Below are 22,499 nucleotides of genomic sequence, written 5' to 3' on the forward strand. Positions count from 1 at the left end.
AAGGGAGGATATCACATGCAGATTGTCTTGGAGCTGCCTTTGAACAGAAGAATTACAAAAAAAGAAGAGCAGACGTACCTCGAACTCCCTTTTGCAGTAGGGACTGCTGTGGAAAGGATCGAAGTGAAGTATACGTATGAATCCCGGGATGGGGCGGCAGTGATCGATATCGGACTCCGTTCGCCGGAACGGATCATAGGCTGGAGCGGCGGAGCCAGGGAATCATTCTTCACCGCACTCGGCAAAGCGACACCCGGCTACCTGGCGGGTCCGATCGCTGCCGGAGAATGGAAGGTCCTGCTGGGCGCTTACCGCGTACCCGATGGGGGGTGTGAGGTCCATGTGGAGGTGAAGCTCTTTCATAAGCATCCCCGCTGGATCAGGGGCGACTTGCATATGCACAGTGTTCACAGTGATGGTGCGTACACCATCGGGGAGGCGATGCAGTCTTGCAAGGACAAAGGCCTGGAGTTCATGGCCCTCACAGATCATAATAATGCCTCGCAGAATATAGCCGCGCTGGCCGCCGATGATCAGCTCGTGCTTATTCCGGGTGTGGAGTTAACCAGCTATAAGGGGCATTGCAACCTGCTCGGGCATCCGGATGCCTTGGACGATTTTCGTATCCTGACACCGGAGCAGGCCAGGCGGGAATTGCAGCAGGCCACGGACAAGGGAGCCTTTATTTCACTGAATCACCCGTTCTGCACGAACTGTCCATGGGAACTGGGCTTTGACTTGCCCTTTGATGCTGTTGAGGTATGGAATGGGCCATGGCGTCCGATTAACAGAGCAGCCGTCAACTGGTGGCAGGAGCAACTCGCTTCCGGGCAAAAGATTATTGCAGTAGGGGGAAGTGACACACATAGAGTAGAACCGCATGCCCGGCATGGAACGCCTACGGCCTATGTCCGTTCGGAAGCGGAATCGCAGGAGGAGATTCTTCGCGGGATCAGGGCCGGGCACGTAGTGCTCTCCTCCGGCACCTGCGGGACCTTCATCGGCTTATCCATCGGGGAGGCAGGTGTCGGTGACACAGTCATCGTGGATAGCAGGCAGGAATATGAACTGGTTGTGCAAGTGGCCGGTGCGGCAGGAGACCTCGTGCAGCTATGGTCTGACCGCGGCATAGAGCAGGAATGGTCCGTGGAGAGCGGCGGTGAATATACATTGCCGGTGTTAACGGACCGGTTATTCTACCGCGCGGAAGCCATCCGTCACCTGACAGAGATGAATATAACGGTCACCGTCTGCCTGACGAATCCCGTCTACCTGCGCAAGCCTGAACAATAACAACAATAACCCTATAAATAAAGCTGCCCCATCCGCAGTTATATCTGCGGGTGAGACAGCTTTATTTGAATTTAAAAGGTTACCGCTTTCGTCCTGACTGCCGGATCACTCAACCAAACGAGGTCTCGACACTTTGCGTCACAATCTCCCTGAGTTCAGCCTTCTGTGCGGTGAACTGCTGCAAGGTGATGCTTCCGCTCGCCAGTCTCCCTTCGAGCTGCTGGGTCAGCTGTCTGACCTGCAGATTGATGACCTGCTGGATATTACCGCCGTTCTCTTCAGCGATAGTGTGCAGGGATTTGCCGTCGTACAGGGCATCATACAGCTCTTCGTCGGAGGAGGCGCCCAGGTTCAGGCCATCCAGCAGTTCATCGGTATCGGTCACATCTACTGTGGACCATTTGGCAACAGGCAGGGTATGTAAGGCAGGCTTACCCCAGGCCGTTCCTCCAAACGACATCGCTACAATCATCGTTCCAACAATCATTACCCGCTTTATATTCATGCGTTCTATGTTCATATCTGTTATCCTCTTTTCGTGTGTGGTTATATCGTTCAAGGTTCAGGTATTGCGGCGGCTAGTGAACTTCAGCTACATACATCTTACCCAACAATACTGAAATGAAGCTTAAGTCTTCTTAAAGATAACCTAAACTTTTGAGCGTTCCTGAATTGTAGTGTCTTGGGCCGATGAAGGGAATGCTCCCTGCCCAAGGTTTGCCTGCAAGCCTGAACGGTGATTCTAATAGTAGAGCCCGGCAGCCGTCTGCCTTGTTCTTGCTCCTGCTTCTGGATCTGCGTTATTCTTGAAGGGACTGATCCGAACGAAGCAAGCGCCAACGGAAGGATGAACCGCCTATGAAAAAAATACTGGTCGTCGATGATGAACCGGCCATTGTAAGTGCGATTGCCTATGCGCTGCGGCGTGAGGGCTATGAGGTTGATACCGCCGGTGACGGAGAGGAAGCGCTGAGCAAGGCGAATTCCTTCCGTCCGAATGTGATGGTGCTCGATGTAATGATGCCGAAGCTGAGCGGTTATGATGTCTGCCGCAAGCTTGAGGACCGGGATGATATCGGCATTATTCTGCTGACTGTCAAGAATGATATTGTCGATAAAATTGTCGGTCTGGAGCTGGGCGCAGACGATTATATGACCAAGCCGTTCGAGATCCGCGAGCTGCTGGCCCGGGTCAAGGCGCTGCTCCGCAGGCTGGAGAAGAATACAGTAGAGACCCGCAGCGAGCGGATCGAATACGGCGCGCTGCAGGTTCACCCGGACCGGCGCAGCGCCGAGCTGGACGGGGAGCAGCTGGAGCTGACCCCGAAGGAATTCGATCTGCTGCACCTCCTGCTCTCACACCCGCAGCGGGTGTATATGCGCGAGGAGCTGCTGGAGCAGGTCTGGGACATGGACTATGCCGGGGGCACGCGCACCGTGGACATTCACATCCAGCGGCTGCGCAAAAAACTGGGCGAACCCTACCAGAACATCCTCCAAACCGTCTATGGCGTAGGCTATAAGGCCGTGCCTGCGGGGAGCTACCCATGAGAATCAGCATCAAGCTGAAGTTCAGCCTGTTCCTGGCGGTGCTGCTTATTCTTGCCGTCAGCGTGCTGAGCTATTTCGTGCTGCGCGGCGTCGAGCGTAACGAACAGGGCCAGACGGAACGTTATCTGGCCCAGCATGTCACCACTGTCAATCTGCGGGTGAAGCAGACGTATTATACCGGCGCGCGCCTGGAGCCGCAGGCCTTCATGCAGCAGCGGGGCAAGGCGCTGGCTGCCGAGCTGGCCGGGTTCACCGGCCTTGAGGTGACCCTGTATGACGCTCAGGGGCAGCCGGCAGGGACCTCGGCGCAAGGCGGGCCGGGGCCGGGCAAGCCGGATCTCAGCGCGGCGCTGGGCTACGCGCTGAACAATAAAGTCGCCTATCAGAGTGAAGGCGACAGGCTGTTCTATCTGGCCCCGCTCCAGGGGCCGGAGGGGCAGATGGGCGTGGTGCAGCTTCAGTACTCCCTGAAGGGCGCCCGCAGCTTCCAGCAGACGCTGCTGAATCTGTTCCTGACCACGGGCGGAGCGGTGCTGGTGCTCAGCTTTTTGGGCGGGTACCTGTACTTCAACCGCGCTGCGGTGGCGATCGGACGGCTGAAGAAGTCGGCGGAGGATATCCGCCGTGCCGATTATATTGCGGCTCCGCCGGTGCGGCGCAAGGATGAGCTTGGGGAGCTGGCCGAGGGCATCTACTTCATGAGCCGGGAGATCGAGAGCAGTATTGCTGCGAAGGATGAGGAGCGGCGCAAGCTGCAGCTTGCGGTGGAGAAGCTTCAGGCGCTGGAGCAGCAGCAGAAGCAGTATATCGGGAACATCAGCCACGAATTCAAGACGCCGCTGACTTCGATCAAGGCGTATGTAGATCTGCTGAACATGTATGACGACGACCCCAAGCTGCTGCATGATGCCAAGATCAATATTGCTAAGGAGACGCAAAGGCTGTATGAGATGGTGGAGAAGGTGCTGCAGCTGACAGCGCTGGAGAAATACGATTTCGAATCCCAGGCGGAGCTGCTGGAGGTCGAGAGCACACTGCGGGATATCTGCGGGCGTATGCAAGGCAAAGCGGAGCGCTACGGCCTTACGATCACACTTGACGTTAAACCGGCGCATATCTGGATCGACAAGGAAAGCTTCATGCATATCTTCATCAACCTGCTGGACAATGCGATCAAATATAACGTACCCCAGGGGAGGATTCACCTGCACAGCGAGGTCCGGGATCAGCGGGTATGGATTACAGTCCGGGATTCGGGAATCGGCATTCCCGGGGAGTCTCGGGACAAGATCTTCGAGCCGTTCTACACAGTCAACCGTGACCGTTCGAGAGCATCGGGCGGCACAGGGCTGGGACTCTCCCTTGTCCGTAACCTGGTGGAGAAGCAGAACGGTACCATTGCCCTGCTGGAAGAAGGCCCGGACGGGGGGACGGCGTTTGAGCTGTCTTTTCCGCTGGTGTCCTGAAGGAGTTAAGTTTACAACTTGGAAACATTCTGTGTGCGGTTTGGAAATATGCGTCAGGTATGCTTCTGGAAGCCATAGAAGCGAAGAGCTGGAGGGAAGCCTGGATGAATCGTGAGAGCTATAGAGTCTGGGGTAAGACCTGGAGAGTTCTGCTGTGCGGAGCTGTTCTGCTGTCGGTCACTGCCTGCAATACAGAGAATACGGAAATGCGGGAGGTCGTTGAGACATCCGGCCAGAAGATTACCGTCCTCGATAATATCAGCGAATCGGTCTACACTCAGCTGAAGCTTGAAGGAATCCATAAGGTGGAGGGAGTGCGGGGCACCGACTTCGTCAGTGAGGAGGTGATGGTCGTGACCCAAGAGAACCGTAACCTCCCTGCGCAGGTGATTGAAGGCCAGAAACGGTATCCGGTGAATCTCTATCTCCATACCTTCTCCACAGGAGAGGAGACTCCGCTGCGGGAGGGAGAGCTGAATTATGGTGCGCCGCTGCTGTCACCGGACAAGACACATTTGTTCTACAAGGAATTGTATGAAGCTACGGGAGTGGGCTACATAATGGATCTGTCCACAGGCGCTTCCGTGAAGCTGGGTGACGCAGAGTTCCGGAGTGAAGAAGGAACGTGGGCGGATGACGGGCATGTGATTTTTCCGGATATGGAAGGTAATCTTCTGAGCGCTGATGTGAACGGTAAGCTGGAGACTGTACTCAAGACGGGCATGTCTTATGCTCATGAGGTGATTCAGACCGGCAGCCGGATTCTGTATATTTCGGGTGAAGAGAGCCAGCTTAACGCTTATGACAGAGGCACGAAGCAGACCAAGGTGCTGGGGCAAAATGTCGAGTGGGCCATTCCCTCCCCTGACGGGAGCAGGCTGGCCATCGTGGAGCGGATTGGGGCCGGGGAGCGGGTGCTGAAGCTCTGCGATAGCGAAGGCAATGAGCAGTCCCGGCTTGCTACAGGACAGCAGATCTTCGGTACCAGCTGGTCGCCGGACGGCAGCAAGCTGGCTTATGCCATTACGGCAGCAGGTGCTGCGGATGACCAGGAGGACCTGTTCATTACGGAAGTGGAGACCGGGGAGCAGACACCCGTGCTGAATGATATTCATATCGCGGATAAGCTGCACTGGAGCCCGTCTGGCAAGAAGCTTCTGGCTTCGGCAACAGTGCTGAAGGACAGCGCTTATCAGAGCCTTACGTATGTGATTAGTTTGTCGTAACCCCCAAATATCTAACAAACTTTCTATTCACACTTGACAGGTGGGATTAAAGGGGTATATGATAACACCAATAGTTCACTACTAATTAAATGAACAGTGAAGTAATCTAATAAGAAGATGAGATTTGAGCTGATTGGACCGCCAAAGGCTCCCGCAAATATTCCCGTATATGGGGATTTTCCGGGGGTCTTTTTTGTTCCCGCGGATGTACAGCAGAGGAGAGAGGATATGGATGATGCACAACGGGAGCGGCTGGAGGAGGCAGACCATCTGTTCCGTAAAATGGTGCGCAGATTCGTCAAGGAGCGTGACCGGATAAGCGTGGAGGGGATTTCCCTGCCGGGTATGCTGATTCTGCAAAAGATTATCGCTAGCGGTGAGCAGCGGCTCGGCGATCTGGCGGAGCAGCTCGATTTCACCTCGGGCGCCATAACGGCGCTGAGCGATAAGCTGGAAGCCGGCGGATATACGGTGCGTAGGCGTAAGGAGGACGATCGCAGAACCGTGCTGCTTGATATTACAGCCAAGGGCCGGGAGATGGTGGAGCGCAACAGTAACATCGGTGCCCGATGTATTACGCTTCTGTTCGAGGGCTTCACGGATGAAGAGCTGGAGCAGCAGAGCCGTTTTTATAAACGGATTATCGGCAATCTGGAAGGGTTCTCGGAGACCCTGCTGAAGCTGGCACAGCACAATGCGGAAATCCCCGTTCCCCAAGACCCTGGACAGAAGCCGCGTGCAGACACGAACAAGAATTATCTCAGCTATTGAAGCTATCGAAACGAAGTCTATGCTAACCAAACTTAAGCGTTGCTTCCGAAGCGAGTTTTGCGAAGGAAGTCAATGAAGTCAATACTAACAAAACTTTGAGGAGAGATGATCATGGGACATTCAACAATTTATCCGACTGGGGCGACGGTATACAATCCCGCCAAGGCATGGAGCGGCTATACCGTATTTCAGGCAGGCGACGAAGGCGTCGTGCTGATTGATATGAGCGGCAAGGAAGTGCATCTGTGGCAAGGGCTGATCGGCTTCCCTGCCAAAATCCTCCCCGGCGGCTACGTACTGGGCAGCACGGGCAGAAGAGATCCCAAATTCGGCATTCAGGATAATGTGGATCTGGTCCAGGTCGATTGGGACGGCAATGTGGTCTGGAGATACAACAGCTACGAGCATATCGAGGACCCGGGTTATGAGCCGCTGTGGTACGCCCGTCAGCATCATGACTATCAGCGGGAGGGCAATCCGGTCGGATACTATGCTCCCGGGCTTGAACCTTCGGCTAACAGCGGAACAACGCTGATCTTAGCCCATAAGAACCTGCATCATCCTGAGATTTCCGATAAGCAGCTGCTGGATGACACGATTATCGAAGTGGACTGGGAAGGCAATGTGATCTGGGAGTGGGCGGCAAGCGAGCATTTCGCGGAGCTTGGATTCGATCAGGCGGCGCGTAATGTCCTCTTCCGCGACCCCAACACCCGCTCCTTCGGAGACCTGGGCGGAGGTGTGGGCGACTGGCTGCATATCAACTCCGCTTCATACGTAGGGCCGAACAAATTCTATGATAACGGAGACGAGCGTTTCCACCCGGACAACATTATCTGGGATGCCCGCGAGGCGAATATTATCGCGATTACCGACAAGCGCAGCGGGGCTGTCGTCTGGCGGCTGGGGCCGGACTATTCCCTGCCTGAAGTGAAGCATATCGGCTGGATTATCGGCCAGCATCACGCCCACATTATTCCAAAGGGACTGCCTGGCGAAGGCAATCTGCTCGTATTCGATAACGGCGGCTGGGGCGGATACGGTCTGCCGAATCCTTCTTCGCCTTTTGGACAGAAGAATGCGCTGCGTGATCATTCCCGGGTGCTGGAGATCAATCCGGTGACACTGGATATCGAATGGCAGTATACCTCAGCGGAGGCCGGTTTCTCCGTTCCTACCGATTCCTATAAATTCTACAGTCCGTATATCAGCTCGGCGCAGCGGCTTCCGAACGGAAACACGCTGATTACTGAGGGCTCGAATGGACGTTTATTCGAGGTGACGGCGGAGCATGAGCTGGTCTGGGAGTATATCTCCCCGTACACGGACCGCAGGAATACGAATATGGTCTACCGTTCCTACCGTGTACCCTATGCCTGGGTGCCGCAGCTGGCGAAGCCGCAGGAGAATGCCATCGAGCCCATTGATGTATCCAGCTTCAGAGTACCAGGAGCCGCGCCGAAGGGGTCGGATTCCGTAGTAAGTGTAGCAACAACGCTACCTTTTACTGAGGGAGCTACTTGTGTGGCTACTGTGGATGAGGGCAGCGTCCGGAGAACCCGTTAGGTGGTTAGATAAGCTGTAGAAATTCATAGATGAAGAGGTGCGTAGTTTTGAAAAAATTATGGTACTGCTCAGCCTTTCTGCTCTTATCCTTATCTCTGGTACTGGTTCTGTCAGGCTGCAGCTCCAAGGGAGATGCAGCATCGTCCACCGGAGCGGCTAGCGATAAGCAGAAGACTCTGAAGATTAAAATTGCTGACATCAACACGAATCCCACCTTTCGGGTAGCGGCAGATAAAGGCATCTTCGCCAATCACGGCATCGACGCAGAAATCATCAACTTTGGCACTCCGGCGGAGGGTGTGAATGCACTTTTCATCAAGCAGGTGGATGTGGCCTTCGGCGCTGATTTTCCGGTGCTCAATGCCGTCGCCAAGGGGGATTATGCGATTATTGCTTCCGCAGGTCAGGCTACGGATCAGGCAGCGGCGGTATGGAAGCTGTACGTAAGGGACGAAATCAAGTCAGCTGAGGATCTGAAAGGCAAGAACCTAAGCTTCATGCGCGGCACATTTCTTCCGTATCTGTGGGATGAATATCTGAAGGGGCAGGGGATTGCACTGGGCAATGTGACGCTGACAGGACAGGGCGCATTCGACGAAGCCTTCATTGCACTGAAGCAGGGCGATGTGGACGCTGCCTGGTTCAGCGGTTCAGCGCTGACTGACAAGCTGGCTGTGCTGGAGGGTGTGCATGAGCTGACGGATATGTCGGAGACTCCGGTGCGCCTAGGGATGGGGATTGTCGCCGGGAATGAATTTGTGCAGGCTAATCCCGAAGGGATTGGGGAATTCCTGGCGGCAGTTGACGAAGCTTCGGCTTATGCCCAGGAGCATCCGGAGGAAGTGGCTGAGCTCATGTTCAAGGAGTTGAAACAGCCCAAGGAAGCGACGCTGAAGGACCTGCCGGTCAATCCTTGGAAGATAGGGTTCACACAGGCCGCGTATGACAGTCTGGCCGGGCAGAAGAAGTATATGGTCGATACAGGAATCATTAAACAGGATTTCGATCTGGACAGCAAGCTCAGTCTGGACCCGCTGAAGCAGGTGCTGCCGGATAAAGTGACTTACACGAAATAACCTAACCTTCAGGAGGTGCCTCATGTCTTTACCTGCTAAACAGCATACCATCCATATCGAGCAGCTGCGCAAGAGCTACAGCGAGCCTGCGGCCGGGGACGTTCATTATATTATCAAGGATGTGAACCTGGTGATTAAAGGCGGTGAGTTCTTCGTCTTGCTCGGTCCGAGCGGCTGCGGGAAATCCACGCTGCTGAATATGATTGCCGGCTTTGTCTCCAAGTCGGGCGGCAATCTGCGGGTGGACAACGTCGAAGTGGATAAGCCGGGCCGGGACCGGGCGGTCGTGTTCCAGCAGGCAGACTCCTCCCTGTTCCCCTGGCTCACGGTGCGGGAGAATGTAGAGTTCGGACTGCGGATGAAGAAGACGGTCAAGGCAGAGCGTCGGACCATATCAGACCGCTATATCACGCTAGTCGGGCTGAACGGGCATGAGGATAAATTCCCGAAGGAATTGTCGGGAGGGATGAAGCAGCGGGTACAGCTGGCCCGGGTGCTGGCGAATGATCCGGCGATTCTGCTGATGGATGAGCCTTTTGGCGCGCTGGATGCCATGACCCGGCGGACAATGCAAAAGGAGCTGGTGCAGATCTGGCGTGAGACGCACAAGACCGTTATTTTCGTAACGCACGATATTCAGGAAGCGCTGCTGCTGGGTGAACGTATCGGCATCATGTCCGTGGGTCCCTCTTCGAATATCAGCGATATATATGATAATGCACTCCCGTTCCCGCGGGATGTCGCCTCGCCGGAATTCTACTCGCTGTATAACCAAATTCAGAGCCATTTTGAAGAATAGGATCGGGGTGTAATACATGTTGAAATGGGTGGAGCAAAAATGGCTTTCGGTCTCCCTGCTATGGATCGCCGCACTGTGCATCTGGCAGCTTGGCGCCTGGGGGTATGGCCCTGACGTCATCCCCGGGCCATGGGCCACGCTGCAAGGAGGGCGGGAGCTGATCCAAGACGGCACCTTGATGAAGTATATCGGCATCAGCTTTTACCGCGTGCTTGTCGGCTGGGTACTCGGCAGTCTGCTGGCTATTCCGGCAGGGCTGATCATCGGGAAAGTGAACGTCATCCGCATATTTGCCGAGCCGTTCCTGAATTTCATCCGCTTTATCCCGCCGATTGCCTTCATCACACTTTTTCTGGTCTGGTTCGGCATCGGGGAGCAGTCGAAGATTGCCCTGATTATGTACGCGACCTTCTTCATCGTTGTGCTGAACACCTTGACCGGTGTAATGTCGGTGGAGGAGGATAAGGTCCGCTCGGCCCGCAGCATGGGGGCGAGTGAATGGCAGATTCTGCTGCATGTGATTGTGCCGGCGACCATTCCGTATATCTTCACCGGTGTGCGGCTGGCGATGGGAACCTCCTACATGGCTATTATCGGGGCGGAAATGATCGCTTCGAATGAAGGAATCGGGTATCTGATCTGGAATTCACGGCTGTTCTTCCGTACAGACTGGATATTCGTCGGGCTGTTCTGCCTGGGCTTCATGGGCTTCTTCACCGACAGGCTGTTCGGCTGGTTCGGCCGCAAGGTGCTCTACCGCTATGGTGTGGTCAGCGTTGCTGGCCGGAGAAGATAGCGGCTGGAATTACCAGACTTGGCTGTAACGCTGGGAACGGGATTCATTGAAGCGGTTGTATTCGTGCTATAATGGGGAAATGTACAGGCAGGATCAGCAGGAAGGAGCATTACCCCTATGGAAGTAACCGCACAGGAAGTGGCGGAATGGATGGTCAAGGAAATCAAATTTACAGGAACCCTGCATCAGACTGCAGCGATTGAATATGTGAAGGCGAATTTCGGTGAACAATTTGTATTCGTGAATGAGAATGGTAATGCCTCGTTGTCCAAAGAAGTGAAGAAGGCGTTCCGTAAGCTGCACGGCGGGCGGATTGCCTGGGACCGCGACGGGTTCCTCTGGGCCTGGACCTAAGGCTGAACGGGCAGAGGATAAGTATAAGAACATAAGCAGAAACGGCTACGCCGTCCTTGAATAGGACGGCATTCGTTTCAGCGCGAGAAATAGACAAAGGGAGCATTGCTGTAATGGCAGTGCTCCCTTTTGTATGCAAATAGAAATTACTATATTGAGACTTCTGAGCGGTAACTTTTTAAAATCCTGCCCGAAATACAACATTCTCCTCAATACATTGGCTATAAGCCAACATTGTTGTACATAAGGCAGTATTTTTCCCTTTTCGTGCAGTTTAGCAGGACGATTCTTGCAATTTCTACAACAATTCCTCGAACACCCAGCTATCTAATAATCACAGTTGCATAACGTGCAACATTTATGTTAACCGTGCTACTAAGTAATTTTTCTCCATCTTAATAAGAAGTCTTCATTCTGCTGGTGACATCACCTATACATATTCGAGCATGCCCTTGTCCTTGAGCAGATCAACAATGTCTTTGACCGACTGTGCTTTATCCTTGGGGCAGATCATGACGGCATCCCCGGTGTCCGCGATGATGAAGCCGTCTACGCCAATGGTGGTGATCAGCCGCCCGTTGCCATAGATGATGGAATTGCGGGTGTCGATGCCGACATGATTGGCCTTGATAATATTGCCTTCATCATCAGGCGGGAAGATGGCGCCGAGCGCATCCCAGCTGCCGATATCATTCCAGCCGAACTGGCCGGATAGCACCACTACTTCATCAGAACGTTCGAGTATGCCGTAGTCAATCGAGATATTCTGCAGCAGCGGATAGATCCGGTTAATCGTCTCCTGCTCCCGGGCTGTACCGAGCGCTTCACTAATCGGCAGCATCGTATTATACAGCCGCGGCAGATAACGCTTGAAGTTATCAATAATGACCGAGGTTTTCCAGATGAAAATCCCGCTGTTCCAGAGATAATTGCCTGAGGCCAGATACCCCTGTGCCTTCTTGAAATCCGGCTTCTCCACGAATTCAGCTACATCGTATACAGCAACCGGCTGGACGGCGATCGGCTCTTGATCATAAGCAATGTAGCCGTAGCCGGTGGACGGGAAGGTCGGTTTGATCCCGATCGTGACAATGGCGTCACTCTCCATCGCAACGGTGCAGGCTTCGTCCAGCGTAAGCCGGAACTGGGGCTCATCGGTAATATAATGATCAGAAGGCAGGACAACCATTAAGGAATCCCCCTCACTCATCTGCTGGATGGAGAAGGCGGCGAACAGGATGCTTGCTGAAGTATTCCGGGCCACAGGCTCGATCAGAATATTACTCTTCTGCACACTGCTGTGCATGATGCTCTCTAGCAGGACTGCCTGGGTGCGGTTCGTCACAATAACGGTATTCTCCTGCGGGATGATGCCCTTGAAGCGTTCGATCGTATCATTCAGCATAATATCGTTGCCGCTGATATTCAGCAGCTGCTTGGGAATTTCCTGTCTGGACAATGGCCAGAAGCGGGTACCGCCTCCGCCTGCGAGGATCGTTGCATATTTATTCATGGTGAGTCACCAGATGGGCAATCGTGAAGGAGATGATACTCTCCGATCCCTGATTGAGGTTCAGCCCCGAGCTGTGAATCCCGTCGTAGCAAGCCCCGGTCTGGGGATCAATCAGGGAGAGCTGTAAGGAGTTATGTCCCGTGTACCAGGCGTAGCATAATTCAGCCTGCTTCAGATAAGCCGGCTCCTGCAGCACTGCGGCAGCCTCCCGGCAGGCGAGCAGCATCTCGCAGGCTTCGATCGGCTGCTCGTCATAGAGAGCAGGCTTGCCGCCGCGCAGCAGCCAGCCATGGCTGCCGATCGGCTGGTAATAGCCTTCCGGTGCGAAGGTCATGGAGATCAGGAAGTCCAGACTTTCTGTCGCTGTTACACGAAGCTCAGGATTGCCGGAGAGCGTGGCAGCCTTAAGCAGCGCCCAGGGCAGCATCGAATTTCCGTATGTCAGGCTGTCTTCGTACCAGTTCCAGCCCCCGCCTCTGGTATGGTTGTACTGGTCATTCAGCCGGAGCGCTACAGATTCTATAAGCTCTTGAATGTAGGCTTCAGGCAGGAAGTCCCGCTCCTCTTCTGTACTTGGTATATGCGGATAAGGGAAGGAGTAGGTGAGTGCTCCCGGAGTCTCAAGCAAATAGCTGAGGCCGATAACGGCATAGCCCAAGGCCCGGGGAGAGCGCAGGCCAGCGATATGCGGCAGTGCCTGGTTGATCAGATACCGGCAGGTATTCAGCAGATTATCCGGCAGAATGGAAGAGTGGGAGAGTACGAACCCCAGCGCCCAGAGTGTGCGCCCCTGGCAATCCTCGGAGCCGCGCTCCTCCAGGAAGGAACGGCTGTAGTCCATGAAGTTCCGGAAGTTGCCCTCTTCATTCTGGGCATGATGGACGAATGAGAGATACGTATGAATCAGACCGAGTGATGCAGTGTTCTGATTTTGCCGGTACATCAGCACGGCCGCGATTAATGCCCGCGCATTGTCATCGGTCGTGTAGCCCTTGGCACGGTCGGGAACACCGAACTTCGTATGCTGGAAAATGCCTGTGTCATCGGTTATTTGGCTCAGATAGCCGGGTTTGAACTGTAACACCGCAGGTGCCTGCATCAGATCACGCTCCGGTCAGCCGGTATGGCAAGGGCTAAGATGTCCTGAAAGATGGCGGCATAGGTCTTCGCAACCTCACTCCACATCATTGTACTGCCGAGTGCCTGTGTACGCTGTTCCATATCCCGGACTTTGGCCGGACTGTCCAGCAGCTCCAGAATGCAGGCCTCCAGGGAAGCTGAATCGCGGAATTCCGCCAGCAGGCCTCTGCCTCCGGCAAGCATCTCTTCGGCATAGCGGTAAGGGGTGGAGATAATCACTCTGCCATAGCCTACTCCATAAGCGAGCGTTCCGCTAACGGCCTGTTCCTTGCCGAGATAAGGGGTCATATATATATCCGACATCACCAGGGACTCGATGACCTCTTCCTGGGTCAGCAGCTTGTCGACGAACAGCACATTATTGACCAGGTCTAACTCGTGCACGAGATCGGTCAGCTTTTGACGGTATACTTCACCGATCTCCTGCTTGACCACCGGATGCGTCTTGCCCCAGATGATATAGAGCGCGTCAGGATGCTGCTTCACTACACTGCTCATAGCCTCAATCGCATATTCAATGCCCTTGCCGGGACTGAGGAAGCCGAAGGTCGAGAGGATTTTGCGTTCGCCGAACTTGTATTGGAGCTTCAGCTCTGCACGGCTGGAGGTCTGGACAAACGGAACGCCGTGATGAATGAATGCTATTTTGGCGGCATTAATATGATAGACAGAGATCAGATCCTCAACCGTGGACTGGGCCATGGTGACCACCTTGACGCTTCCTTCGGCGAGCCGGGTGATAATCTCATGCTGCTTGGGGGTAGGCTTGGTTAAGACAGTATGGAAGATAACCACGTAAGGGACCTCAAGCTCCTTCGTGAACTGTAGCAGATATTCGCCGCTCTCTCCGCCGTAGATGCCGAATTCATGCTGAATGACTAGCAGATCGGTATCTGACTGGTTGATGTCCCTGGCTGATTCTATATAATCAGATAGCTGATGTTGGTTAATTTCCCGCATGACCTGGTCCGTGTAACGGTAGTTCCCGTTGTTATTCATGGCGATAATGCGCGGTTTGTTGAAGCCCTGAAGCTTCGTGAATTCATCCAGCAGATCCTGGGTGAAGGTAGCAATTCCGCATTCTCTAGGCAGGCTGGTGGACAGGAAAACAATGTTTTTGTTGCGGTTGCTGTGGTTCATAATAGAAAGCCTCCCTATGATTATCGAACTTTTGGGGACAAAAAAAGAAAATAAAGAGGACTTTATTTTCCGGGGATGAGTGGTATAAAATTTTGTTTCTGCAAATTATTTCCTGTTACAACTATACCATGACCATTTAATCTTGTCAATTTATTGACTCCTTTGAAATCACCGGATATAGTGATGAAGGAGGTGTATGGATGCCAGTCATACGCAGTAAATTGAGTGAGGTTATGGAGAAGCATGACCCGAAATTATCGATCCGCAAGCTAGCGAAGGACATTAATTACCATTTCGATTCCGTCAGGCGGATGTACAAAGACGAGATGGTGCAGTATCCCCGGGATCTGCTGCTGAAGCTGTGTACGTATTTCAATATTCAGCCCGGAGAATTGATCCGGATGGAATCCGATGAGAACGATTGGGACATAGATAAGACAAATGAATATGAGGAGGAAGGCAATGACAAGGAGCCCGGCGAAGACAGCAACCTGTAATGAACTGCTGGATACCTTTTATGCCAATCTCCGTACCGTGCACGTGGAGAAGCTGGTCTTCTCCGGTGTGGGCGGGCGTGATGTCTACAACATAACGGCTCCGTTCCAGCATGACGGGGAGGAAGTAATCTTGGGAAGAGTTGAGGAACGGGATAGCGAGTTCTCTCAAGTCTTCTTTTTTACATCCGGCGGAGATGGGGTATGGGTTCCCCGTGCGCATACCCATACCTATAATCTGCAGGACCCGTGCGTAACCCGTGTTAAGGGAGAACTGATTGTCGGCGGAGTTGAAGTGATTTCGGCCGGGGATAATCCGCAAAAAATAGTCTCATGGGTTACCCAGTTCTACCGGGGATACCGGATCGACTCGCTTCATCACTTCGCCTCTGGTCCGGAGCTGATGAAGGATATCCGGCTGATCGAGCTGCAGGATGGCAGACTAGGCGTACTTACCAGGCCGCAGGGAGAGCGGGGCGGCAGAGGGCAGATCGGCTTCACCGTGATTGATTCACTGGAGGAGCTACATGAACAGACCTTACTGGAGGCAGAGATTCTGCAGCATCAGTTTGTGCCGGAAGAGTGGGGCGGAGCCAATGAAGCCCATCTCCTGCGCAATGGCCATATCGGTGTGCTCGGGCATATCGCCTGCTTCGACCGCTCCGGGCAGAAGCACTACTATTCCATGGTGTTCTCGCTTAATCCGGGTACCTTTGAAACCACTCCGGTCAAAATCATCGCGGCCAGAAGCGATTTCCCTATCGGTCCGGGCAAACGTCCCGAACTCCAGGATGTCATCTTCAGCGGCGGACTGGTACGCGGAGCGGACGGCCGGGCGGTATTGTCTGTAGGCGTCAGCGATGCGGAAGCTTACAGAATCGAGATTCCTGATCCCTTTGCCGAATATGAAGTCTGATTGCCGCAGGTTTGACTAGATTCTATGGTCATGTTACACTTGATATGACAAGAATTTATGGTCTAAGAGAGCGGGAACCAAGCAATGAGTAAATTTATTCAACTAAGCAATCGTACGTCTGACACGAAGTCCAACCTGAATGTGGCAAGACAGCAGGGCCGCATCCCGGCTGTACTGTACGGAATTGGTAAAGATACTCTTAGTCTTGAAGTGAACGAGAAGGAATTGCTGGAAGTGCTGAGAACGAATCCGCGGGCGATCCTGCAAGGGAAATTGACCGACGGTACAACCGTTCCGGTAGTGGTTCAGAACATCCAGAAGCAGTCGATGTCCGGTAAAGTGCTGCATATTGATTTCCAGCATGTGAATATGAGCATCAGCATGGACAGTAAGGTGACTATTCATTTTGCAGGCGAAGCTGCCGGCGTCAAAGAAGGCGGCGTTCTGCAGGTGGAAATCTATGAAGTAGAAGTCCGCTGTATGCCGGGCAATCTGCCCACTTCCATGGAAGTGGATATCAGCAGCCTTGCCATCGGCGACCAATTGCTGGTGTCGGATCTGATTTTCCAGGATGGCATTGAAGTGTTGACTGATCCAAGTACTGTCATGATTCAGATCAAGACTGTACATGAAGAAGCTGAAGAACCGGTAGTTGTTACTCCGGCTTAAATACAAGAATGACGAAATAACCCCTTTCAGCAGGATTAGCGGGGAACTCATGGGTGAATGAGTCCGCTGTTCTGTGCTGCAAGGGGTTATTTGTGTTGTCTATCAGACTGGAAATTCCGCTGTAGCAGCGAAAGGCCTGTTATACAGGGACTTCCCGGGTGCTCTTCTCCATCGGGGACTTGCAGAGCGGGCAGGGCTTCGAGGCCAGATGATCCTCGGCGCCGCCTGCCTTCATCCGGGTCCAGCCCGGGCAGGCCTTGCCGGTACATGTCCAGACCGGGACGGTCTGCGTTCTCGCTGCGGCCGAACCCGGGCTGGAACCCGTAGTATAGCTGCTGCGCACGCTAGGGGGTCTGCCTCCAGTGGCCGGAGCAGGCGCTTGCGGCTGAACGGCCGAACGGAAGGCTGAGAGCATGAAGCGCGAGACCTCGGCCTTCTTGCCCCGGTGCCTTGCGGGCGAGCTGATGAACAGCTCCTCCTTGGCCCGGGTAACGGCAACATAGGCGAGTCTGCGTTCCTCCTCCAGCAGCGCGATGCCCGCTTCGGCTGCGGCTCTGGCCGAAGCCGTGCTGATCACCGTTACCGAAGCCTTCCCTGGCTTACGGTCCTTGGGGCGGGCCTCCTCCAAGGCGGAGCTGTGCGGAAGAATGCCCTCGGAGGCTCCAATCAGAAAGACCACGGGGAACTCCAGCCCTTTGGATTTGTGGATGGTCATGAGCGCAACCCGGTTGCCCTGCTCCTTCAGTCCCGGCTGCCGGTTCAGCTCATTGCGCTCCGTCACGTTGCTGATGAACTCGAGGAACAGCGGGATCGTGCCGAACCGCTCCGCCGATGCCTCAAGCTCATCCAGCATCTCCTTCAGCGTCTCGCGGTGCAGGGTGGCCTGATGCCGCTCGCTGCCTTCGATGAAGTAATCATAGAAGACAGTGCGGATCTGCCGGATTGCCTGCACCGGCGTCAGCTCGCGCAGGCCGCGGATCAGGTCCAGCCGCTCGCGCAGCTTGACGCCTTTGAAATCCTCCATGCCCGGCATCGACAGCAGATGGATCAGCGGGCCTTGCTTCGCCTGCACGGCCTCCATGCGCCGGATATGGTCCATTCCCTTGTCCCGGCTTATATAAAGGGTCGGCAGAATATTCTCCATGGCGGCGAAGTCCCGGCGGTTGACCGACAGGCGCAGGTGATCCAGCACCGGGGAGATCAGCCAATGCTCGTAGAGCAGCTGGCCTTCGCCATAATCTATATATGGGATATCGCGCAGCAGCAGCAGCTCCAGGATTGCCCGGTTGCTGCTCGTAGCGCGGTATAACAGGGCGAAATCCCGGTATTCCCTGGCTCCGCTCTCAATTTCACGCTCAATATGCTCCACAATCTGCCCGGCTTCGTCATCCGCCGTTAGCGGACGCAGATAACGGGGCGGCTTGCCGGTGCTGCGGGCTGCTTGCAGCGTCTTGGTCCGGCGCCGTGAATTATGGCGGATAATTCCGTTGCCGAGGCCGATGATCGCCGGACCGGAACGGTAGTTAATATCCAGGGTGATCACCTTTGCCTGCGGATACAGCTTCTCGAACTCCAGGATGAACTCGCTGCGAGCGCCGTTGAAGGAGTAGATCGTCTGGTCATCGTCCCCGACCACCATCAGATTATCCTGCGGATGTGCAATCATCTTCACCAGCTCATATTGCAGCGCGTTCGTATCCTGGAACTCATCGACCATGACATACTGATACTGCTGCTGCAGCTCCCGCAGCAGTCCCGGCTGTTCCCGGAGCATCCGGTAGGCGATCAGCAGCACATCGTCGAAGTCGATTTTGAAATGGTCGGCCTTCCACTGCTCATACCGCGCGAGAATGGCCTTCACTTCCTTCTCCGCTTCGGTAGCCTCCGGCAGATGCTCCGGCAGGCCCATATTCATCTTGCAGGCGGAGAGCAGCGTGAGCAGATTCTCCGGGGGATAGGCATCCTTGGGCAGTCCAAGCTCACGCATAATCTGCTTCAGCAGAATGTGCTGGCGGCGGGTCTCGTGAAAAATCTCCTGCCGCAGCCCCTGCCGCCGCAGGAAATATAGAAAGAACGAGTGGAATGTGCGCGCCTGCAGGCGCGCGGCATCCCCCTCGTGCACCCCGGGCAGCAGGGCGATCCGCTCACGCATCTCTGCTGCTGCCTTGCTGGAGAAGGTCAGCAGCAGCAGACGGCCGGGGGCGATGCCGCGCACAGACAGCAAATACCCGGTTCTGCAGATCAGCACCGAGGTTTTGCCGGAGCCTGCTCCAGCCAGCGTCAGCAGCGGTCCGAGATGATGCCGCACCGCTGCGATCTGCGGCGGGTTCAGCAGAATGCCGCCTTCCTCCAGCCTGCGGAAATAAGCCGCGTCGCTGTCCCCCGGCTGTACCGTCTCCCGGCTTGTCCGGGCGGAGGCTACCTTCGCCTGAGGTATATTCTCACCGCTGGCCCCCAGCGGGATATTATGAAATATGAGCTTGTTCATTGAGTTCACCTTCATTTGCTCCTTGAGTCAATTTGACCAGTATATCCCGGATCATTTCAGTCTGGCAAGAATGTAATTCACCTTGCGCTCGTACAGCCGGGGCTGATCCTCCTTGATCTCCTCCAGCAGGAAGGCCAGGCATTGACGGATTCTTGGCGGCATACGGACTGCGATCTCTGCATAATCCTTGCGGTAGCTGTCATCCTGCAGAATTCGTTGATTCAGCACAATCGCCCAGTTGCGGGCATGCTCCAGCATCTCCGGCAGCGACTCCAGCAATTGGGTCAGGTACATCTCCATCTGGACACTCTCTACAAAATGAACCAGGCTGAACATCATTTCTTCCTGCTCGGTATCATCATCGAATACCTTGAAGATCTGGTGAATGACGGCATCCTCCGTATCACCGGCCAGACTCTCCAGCGCCTGATCGAACTGCTCGCATTCCAGCTCAGTGCGCAGCAGCCGGTTGTCATACAGCCGGGCAATCCCGGGGTATAGGTCCATAGGTGATTCCTCCTAAGCAAAAAATAACGCCATTTTTCATATAGTCCAATTTTTGACAGCTAAGATTAATATATTGGACAAGGATTAGCTGATTCTAGCAGCTGTACAAATATAAGTGAGGTCTGGAGGGATATCATGTTTATTCCTGTTCTGATGGAATTATCCACAGCCGAGCGGCTCACGCTCATGCTATATCTTGCAATCAACCTGGGTGCTATATCATTGTGCTGCTTCCGGCGCTCAGGAACCAACCGCCGCTAAGAAGAGCAGCCTTCACCAAGAAGGCTGTTCACCCCTTATTCAGAAGATGCCGCAGTCCCGCTGCTACACCATTCTCTGTATTGCTTGACGTAATGAAGTCGGCAGTTTGCTTAAGAACGGGTGCGGCATTCTCCATGGCAATCTTGTACCCCGCCATCTCAAACATAGGCAGATCATTGTAGCTGTCGCCCATAACGGCCACTTGCGCCGCAGGAATGCCATAACGGGCAGCCAGCAGGCTTACCCCGGCGCCTTTATTCGCATCCGTATGATTGATCTCAACATTATTGACATGCGATGCGGTAATAATCAGTCCGGGAATGGCGGCGAACCGCGTAGAGGCTTCTTTCAGCAGTTCACGGTTCAGGGAGAATACCAGGGTTTTGTAGATCAGATTCTCCTCTTTGCTCCAGATTTCCTCCATATTCTCCACATAGGTTACCGCCGCCTGCTGGAACTGCTGGTCGATCATCGCTTGAAGCAGCCAGCCCAGCTCCTCCGGCACCTCATCTTCCTTAAGGGAAGCCAGCTTCTCCAGCTGTACCCGCTTATCCAGCTCTACATATACGTTATCCTCTGTGTACACCTCATAATACAATTCAGGTATTTCGTTCATCCAGCACAGCGCGGGAATAATATCCTGTTTGTTCAGCGGAGTGCTTGCCGCCACGCTCCGGTCAGACAAGGTGACAACGGCACCGTTAAGACTCACCACGGGACACTCCAGATCAGCCAGCCGCAGCTGCCGCTCAGCATCCATGTAAGACCGGCCTGTAGCGATAATCACGATATGTCCCAGGCTCTGTGCGTGAAGAATGGCCTCTTTGTTCTCCTTACTGATTTCCCCCTCCTCATTTAGCAGTGTCCCGTCCATATCCAGTGCAATAAGCATAATTGTATATCTCCTGTCCTGTCTATTTATTGTAGGTACCCCTTCAAGGGTGTGAGAGCTTTGCCTGTATTTTATCATTATTTATCTGAAAATTAAAAATCAAAGTATTCGTTAGCAGCCTTTCAGGACAGACTGGTTGCTGGCAGGCAGTGTGCGGGATTTTCAGAAAAGAGTATTCGCGTGGTACAATAAAAGGCAGGCCTGCGACCTGGTAACCTGGGGGGCGCCTGCTGAATGCGATATGGACGATTTCCGGGCGAAGGCGGCTCGGGTTCGTTAGGTAAGGGGGATAATATACTTATGAAATCCAGAAATTTAGCTACAATATCTCTTGCGATTATGGCCTGCGGATTCCTGTTCACCTTGTTTCTGCCGGAGAATCTGGCGGTTATTCTGCTGAGAGGAGGCTTTGAGGCAGGGCTCGTCGGAGGAATCGCCGACTGGTTTGCCGTAACGGCCTTGTTCCGTCATCCGCTGGGTCTGAGAATTCCGCATACCTCACTGCTGCTGAAGAACCGGGATAAGCTGATCCAGTCCCTGATCTCTGCGATGGAGAATGAGCTGCTGAATAAGGAGAGCATTGAGAACAAGCTGCGCAAAATCAATATAATCTCCATAGGCGCCACCGTGCTGACACGGTTCTTCTCCAGAAGAAAAGCGCGTATGGAAATGCTGGAGCAGCTTAAGGGATTCGTGCTGCGGCTTCCGGTGGAGAATGCAGTTCCGTATCTTCAATCGGCGGCCGCAGCCTATCTGCGTGAAGCCAAGCTTGGCGTAGCCGCAGATTCCATTGCTACCAGTCTGATGAATGACGGCAAGGACATTGCCGCTCTTGATTTCGCGCTGGAGGGGATCTCCTCCTGGAGCGGGCGCCCGGAGACGCGGGCGATGCTGGGCAAGATCGCCAGCGAGAAGCTGGCCGAGGTGAAGCTCGGCGGGCTGAAGGGGATGGCCTTCCAGGCTTTTGTAGGATTCGTGGATGCCGACATGCTGGGTGAAATGCTCCAGGGTATGGTGCAATCGACCATCCGTGACTTCAAGGAAGAGGATAGTCCTTACCGCGAGGAGGTCATCCGGGAGATCCGGGTGGCTCTGTTCCAGCTGTTAAGCGACGAAGAACGGATCGAATCGCTGAGAACCTGGGCGCTGAACGAGCTTCAAGGGGAGGCTGCCGCCACATTTCTTCTTCAGCAGCTCGAAGGGCTGCGCGGCAAGGCGGTCTCGCTGCTGGATGAAGACCGGGCACGGGGCGGCCGCAAGCTGTTCTGGCTGTATGCCATGCTGGTCCGGCGGATCGGCCGGGAGCAGGAATGGATTCAGACTTCCGAGGAGCGGATTCGCGGTACGCTGATCTCCTTCGTAGAAGCTAATCATTACCGGATCGGGCAGCTGGTCAAGGAGAACCTGGATCAGATGGATGATGCCTCTCTGGTGAATATGCTGGAGGAGAAGGTCGGCAAGGATCTGCAATGGATTCGTGTTAACGGGGCCGTGTGCGGCTTTGTGGTAGGGCTTGTGCTTACAGTGATCCAGTTGATCTGATCATGGAATAACATAGAACAGGACAGAGGCAGCAAGGCG

Annotated in this window: 21 protein-coding genes; 14 read left to right on the forward strand and 7 right to left on the reverse strand. The window is 54.3% G+C overall.

The annotated features are described in order from the left end of the window. Positions 1–15: 15 nt before the first annotated feature. Entirely contained in the window at positions 16–1,293 is a 1,278-nt protein-coding gene (locus KDC22_RS01700; RefSeq protein ID WP_211721871.1) for a CehA/McbA family metallohydrolase, read from the forward strand. A gap of 109 nt (positions 1,294–1,402) precedes the next feature. On the opposite strand, the gene KDC22_RS01705 is transcribed toward KDC22_RS01700, so the two are convergent. Beyond that, positions 1,403–1,813 carry a hypothetical protein gene (locus KDC22_RS01705; protein ID WP_246553237.1) on the reverse strand — a complete coding sequence of 137 codons (411 nt, stop codon included), beginning with the start codon at positions 1,811–1,813 and terminating at the stop codon, positions 1,403–1,405. A 338-nt stretch (positions 1,814–2,151) separates the two neighbouring features. Here KDC22_RS01705 and KDC22_RS01710 point away from each other — a divergent pair, with 338 nt between their 5' ends. The 9 genes from KDC22_RS01710 to KDC22_RS01750 all read left to right on the forward strand — a co-directional run bounded on the left by KDC22_RS01710 (position 2,152) and on the right by KDC22_RS01750 (position 10,898). Next, positions 2,152–2,844 (forward strand): response regulator transcription factor, encoded by a 693-nt coding sequence (locus KDC22_RS01710; RefSeq protein ID WP_211721872.1) that lies wholly within the window; start codon positions 2,152–2,154, stop codon positions 2,842–2,844. Further along, complete coding sequence (locus tag KDC22_RS01715) at positions 2,841–4,310, forward strand: sensor histidine kinase (RefSeq protein ID WP_211721873.1); 1,470 nt, start codon at positions 2,841–2,843, stop codon at positions 4,308–4,310. Before KDC22_RS01710 ends, KDC22_RS01715 begins: the two co-directional genes overlap by 4 nt. A 104-nt stretch (positions 4,311–4,414) precedes the next feature. Next, positions 4,415–5,536, forward strand: coding sequence for a TolB family protein (locus KDC22_RS01720; RefSeq protein WP_211721874.1), 1,122 nt, complete (start codon positions 4,415–4,417; stop codon positions 5,534–5,536). A gap of 228 nt (positions 5,537–5,764) precedes the next feature. Then, positions 5,765–6,307 carry a MarR family winged helix-turn-helix transcriptional regulator gene (locus KDC22_RS01725; protein WP_211721875.1) on the forward strand — a complete coding sequence of 181 codons (543 nt, stop codon included), beginning with the start codon at positions 5,765–5,767 and terminating at the stop codon, positions 6,305–6,307. 111 nt (positions 6,308–6,418) lie between these two features. Next, on the forward strand, positions 6,419–7,873 hold the full coding sequence (locus tag KDC22_RS01730) for an aryl-sulfate sulfotransferase (RefSeq protein ID WP_211721876.1): 1,455 nt from the start codon (positions 6,419–6,421) through the stop codon (positions 7,871–7,873). A gap of 47 nt (positions 7,874–7,920) precedes the next feature. Continuing rightward, a complete protein-coding gene (locus KDC22_RS01735) occupies positions 7,921–8,949 on the forward strand; it encodes an ABC transporter substrate-binding protein (protein ID WP_246553239.1) in 1,029 nt (342 codons plus the stop codon). 22 nt (positions 8,950–8,971) lie between these two features. Then, complete coding sequence (locus KDC22_RS01740) at positions 8,972–9,748, forward strand: ABC transporter ATP-binding protein (protein WP_211721878.1); 777 nt, start codon at positions 8,972–8,974, stop codon at positions 9,746–9,748. 16 nt (positions 9,749–9,764) lie between these two features. Further along, positions 9,765–10,544, forward strand: a complete 780-nt coding sequence (locus KDC22_RS01745) for an ABC transporter permease (protein WP_211721879.1) — start codon at positions 9,765–9,767, stop codon at positions 10,542–10,544. Between the two features lie 117 nt (positions 10,545–10,661). Continuing rightward, entirely contained in the window at positions 10,662–10,898 is a 237-nt protein-coding gene (locus tag KDC22_RS01750; protein ID WP_039300082.1) for a DUF6953 family protein, read from the forward strand. A gap of 430 nt (positions 10,899–11,328) precedes the next feature. Here KDC22_RS01750 and KDC22_RS01755 read toward each other — a convergent pair whose 3' ends face one another. Genes KDC22_RS01755 through KDC22_RS01765 form a run of 3 tightly spaced genes read right to left on the reverse strand, consistent with a single transcriptional unit; the run spans position 11,329 to position 14,691 of the window. Further along, complete coding sequence (locus KDC22_RS01755; RefSeq protein ID WP_173135154.1) at positions 11,329–12,411, reverse strand: mannose-1-phosphate guanylyltransferase; 1,083 nt, start codon at positions 12,409–12,411, stop codon at positions 11,329–11,331. Continuing rightward, positions 12,404–13,510: a glycosyltransferase gene (locus KDC22_RS01760; protein WP_211721880.1), complete on the reverse strand. Its 1,107-nt coding sequence runs from the start codon at positions 13,508–13,510 to the stop codon at positions 12,404–12,406. The genes KDC22_RS01755 and KDC22_RS01760 overlap by 8 nt, the downstream gene beginning before the upstream one ends. Further along, entirely contained in the window at positions 13,510–14,691 is a 1,182-nt protein-coding gene (locus KDC22_RS01765) for a glycosyltransferase family 4 protein (RefSeq protein WP_211721881.1), read from the reverse strand. Before KDC22_RS01765 ends, KDC22_RS01760 begins: the two co-directional genes overlap by 1 nt. A gap of 200 nt (positions 14,692–14,891) precedes the next feature. Here KDC22_RS01765 and KDC22_RS01770 point away from each other — a divergent pair, with 200 nt between their 5' ends. From KDC22_RS01770 to KDC22_RS01780, 3 genes are all read left to right on the forward strand, one after another. Next, the gene (locus KDC22_RS01770; protein ID WP_211721882.1) at positions 14,892–15,188 is read left to right on the forward strand and encodes a helix-turn-helix domain-containing protein; all 297 of its coding nucleotides are present in this window, start codon (positions 14,892–14,894) and stop codon (positions 15,186–15,188) included. Next, positions 15,154–16,101: a DUF1861 family protein gene (locus tag KDC22_RS01775; protein ID WP_211721883.1), complete on the forward strand. Its 948-nt coding sequence runs from the start codon at positions 15,154–15,156 to the stop codon at positions 16,099–16,101. The genes KDC22_RS01770 and KDC22_RS01775 overlap by 35 nt, the downstream gene beginning before the upstream one ends. A gap of 84 nt (positions 16,102–16,185) precedes the next feature. Further along, positions 16,186–16,770, forward strand: coding sequence for a 50S ribosomal protein L25 (locus KDC22_RS01780; RefSeq protein ID WP_211721884.1), 585 nt, complete (start codon positions 16,186–16,188; stop codon positions 16,768–16,770). Positions 16,771–16,909: 139 nt separating this feature from the next. On the opposite strand, the gene KDC22_RS01785 is transcribed toward KDC22_RS01780, so the two are convergent. The 3 genes from KDC22_RS01785 to KDC22_RS01795 all read right to left on the reverse strand — a co-directional run bounded on the left by KDC22_RS01785 (position 16,910) and on the right by KDC22_RS01795 (position 20,918). Further along, complete coding sequence (locus tag KDC22_RS01785) at positions 16,910–19,258, reverse strand: ATP-dependent helicase (protein WP_211721885.1); 2,349 nt, start codon at positions 19,256–19,258, stop codon at positions 16,910–16,912. Positions 19,259–19,309: 51 nt separating this feature from the next. Continuing rightward, positions 19,310–19,765, reverse strand: coding sequence for an Imm30 family immunity protein (locus KDC22_RS01790; RefSeq protein ID WP_173135133.1), 456 nt, complete (start codon positions 19,763–19,765; stop codon positions 19,310–19,312). 289 nt (positions 19,766–20,054) lie between these two features. After that, positions 20,055–20,918 (reverse strand): Cof-type HAD-IIB family hydrolase, encoded by an 864-nt coding sequence (locus KDC22_RS01795; protein WP_211721886.1) that lies wholly within the window; start codon positions 20,916–20,918, stop codon positions 20,055–20,057. A 300-nt stretch (positions 20,919–21,218) separates the two neighbouring features. Between KDC22_RS01795 and KDC22_RS01800 the strand changes: the two genes are divergently transcribed. Next, entirely contained in the window at positions 21,219–22,460 is a 1,242-nt protein-coding gene (locus KDC22_RS01800) for a DUF445 domain-containing protein (protein ID WP_211721887.1), read from the forward strand. Positions 22,461–22,499: the final 39 nt, after the last annotated feature.

The sequence above is a fragment of the Paenibacillus tritici genome (assembly GCF_018207515.1).
In the GTDB taxonomy this organism is placed as follows: Bacteria; Bacillota; Bacilli; order Paenibacillales; family Paenibacillaceae; genus Paenibacillus_AQ; species Paenibacillus_AQ tritici.